At 54.1% G+C, this 2,639-nt stretch carries 3 protein-coding genes; all 3 read right to left on the bottom strand.

Annotated features, from left to right (window positions below):
• Window positions 1-1,394: hypothetical protein (locus Q1J43_RS07110; protein WP_301101735.1), on the bottom strand; the 1,394-nt coding region annotated here is incomplete at its 3' end.
• Between the two features lie 2 nt (window positions 1,395-1,396).
• On the bottom strand, window positions 1,397-2,320 hold the full coding sequence (locus Q1J43_RS07105; protein ID WP_301101734.1) for a hypothetical protein: 924 nt from the start codon (window positions 2,318-2,320) through the stop codon (window positions 1,397-1,399).
• Window positions 2,321-2,372: 52 nt separating this feature from the next.
• Window positions 2,373-2,639 (bottom strand): hypothetical protein (locus tag Q1J43_RS07100; protein ID WP_301101733.1); only part of this gene is annotated, 267 nt, incomplete at its 5' end.

The raw sequence follows: 2,639 nt of genomic DNA, 5'->3' as shown, positions 1-2,639 counted from the left end.
GTCGGGATGGTGTACTGGACGCCGGTGGCGAGGATGTTCATCGCCACGGCATTGACGTCGGGCGCCCAGACCGGCGAGTTGACCAGGTTGGGGTTGGCCAGGAAGTTCTCGGCGAGCTGGCTGCCGAGGATTTCATTGACGAGATTCTGTTCGCCAGGGCGGATGCCGCCGGTGATCAGGTTGTTGGCGTAGGCGGTGTTGCCGGTCGCGGTGTTGACGTCGCCGAGGCCATTGACCAGATAGGTTCCGGTGGAGATCAGCGTGCTGGTGTTGGCGCTGATCGACTGGGTCGGGTCGGGGGTGTCGGTTTGGCTGGGGGAGAGCGTCGTTGTGGTAGTGACGGTGAAGGCGTTGTTGGCGGTGCCAACGCTGGGGGTCACGTTCAATGCTACATCCCAGAATGTTTCGTTCACATCGGTCATTGTTTCGAAAGTTTGGTACTGGGTATCGAGCGAGGCCAGCAACAACGGACGCTGCGCCGGATCACGGGTGATACCCTCGGACAGCCAGAGCGCTGTCGACTCTTGTGCCAGCGCTGTTCGAACCTGTTCGACAGGGAGCTCTATCGTGATTGACTCAGGCAGCAGATCAAGATCAAACGTTGACCATCCAAGTATGCCGGAATTGCGAATCAGGCTCTTGAAGCTGTCTTTGGGGAGAATCATCCGGCAAACGTTTTCTCCGGGTTTGAAGGAAAGTTCGATGGCTTTGCCTTGCGTGTCGGCAAATAACGCATCGGAAAAGAACTGGGCGTTAGGCGTGGCGCCGGGCACGGAAGGCGCTCTGAACAGCTTGCCGTAGGATTCTCCAGCCAGCCAGTTGACAAGGCCCGCACAGGCTGTACCCGCTTCCTGATTAGTGGCTCCTCCGAAAAAGGGGCGCAACACATCGCCTGTCCACTGCCCTGCCGATTGAAGGTTTGAAAGGAAATTGTCGACGGTCTGACCAAGCTGCCCCCCGGTCGACATCCAATCCCACACCGGCGGTGCGCCGGTGTTGTCGTAACGTTTGCCACCGATGACGTAGAAACTGTTGCCCGGATACGTCCATCCTTTTGCCGACCGAAGCTGGCCAAAATCGCCCGCTTCGGATATGAGCTGATCGCGTTGCCGTTGTAACTGGTCACGTTGGAAGACGGATAGCGTGGCGTCGTTCTGCAACCGCCGTGAAAGCTTGTCTGCATCCACAAGCAAACGCTGATCGGTACTCAGGAACTGAGTGATTTGATATTCGGTATCGAGCTGGCCGCGCTGGCTGCTCTGTAGCACGGTTGTTTGGGCGGTGGTGAGGTTTTCGGGGCGCCCAAGTTCATTCACCACCGACTTGTAGAACTCAGCACCGGTATTGAGGGCTTCATATTGTTGCTGCCACAATTGTTGCAGGGTATCGGCCATGGTTATTTCTCCTTTTTCTCTTCAAGTTGAATGCATTCTTCGATGGTGGCGTGTTTGATGTGATGGGGTGTCGCAGCCGGATCCCATTCCTTGGCAAGCTGCATAAATTCTGGATGAAGTAGCTTTTGTCTATCGTTTGGATCCCATGCCGCTAGACGCAACGAGTTCGCGTAACTCCATAATCCAGACGACGGACTGTGTTGATCGGCCAATCGCCCCCAGCACAGCGCTTTGCGTATCGTGTGCAGGTCGGAGAATCCTTCTTTTTCGTAGTCATACGAGAGATTCATCTGAGCGAAAAACAAACCCGCCTTGGCCGCGTCCAACAAACGCTGATGTGCCATTTGATGATCTTTTGGATAACCGTTCACTCCATTCCAATAGGCGTAAAACTCGTTGATCGCGCATAGCGGCAGACCTAACGCTACGCCACGCCGTGTATATTTTGCTTCGCGCTCTCCCGTATAGGGCCAGACTGTCTTCTTTTCTCCCATTCGACCCAGCACATACGGCGCAAAGCACAAAGCCGATTTGTCGCCCGCTTCCGCCAATTGGTGTAGCCGCTCGTAGGCTTCGAGGTTTTGCTTGATTACCCCCTGTTTCGGGAAATAGATTTGCGAAACAATGTCGGCGATTTCATAGCCGTCAGCGGCCAATTGCCGGAAGAAGTTTTCTCGGCAATCCGGGTCGGTGTACGCATCGCGATTGCAGCGAGTCGTATTCGTATTCCATGTAGCCAATTCGTTAGCCAGTTGAATATCGTATTCGCGGCGTTTTTCTTCGCTTAACAACGATGCCTTTGCCGGGTTGTACGCAGACGGTGCAGTTGCCTGACCACAGGCCATCAGGGGCAACGATAAGACCGCAACAACAAAAAACTGTGCGCTTCTCTTCAGGGGAAACCAGTCCCACCATTCGTCACTCATGCTGCCCTCTGTGCTAAACGGGTCAGCTTTAAATTGTTTTTTTTCACTTTAGTCATCTCCTTAAATTTCCGACCCTGATCATGCCGAGCCTGGGGTGCAATTCACTATTCACGGTGCTCGCGAACGTCCATTTCTGAATCGTCATGACATGACTGTCCTTGAATTTGATGGCCAAAGCTTCCATGCCGCTAAATGGATACTTCCCGCTTTTCAGGGATTCCATTGCGTTCATTTGGCCGACCAACACATTGAGGTTGCTCAGCAACAATCTCAGAAACCAAGGTTGTCGCGACGGTGTAACCCGGGTACGTCTGCAAGG

This window comes from Propionivibrio sp., from assembly GCF_029255185.1.
Taxonomy (GTDB): Bacteria; Pseudomonadota; Gammaproteobacteria; order Burkholderiales; family Rhodocyclaceae; genus Propionivibrio.
This window is presented reverse-complemented; position numbering and strand designations above follow the sequence as displayed.

Bases quoted from the DNA above. Each gene is read 5' to 3' on its own strand.
- Q1J43_RS07105 (WP_301101734.1), bottom strand. From the start codon at position 2,320: ATGAGTGACGAATGGTGGGACTGGTTTCCCCTGAAGAGAAGCGCACAG.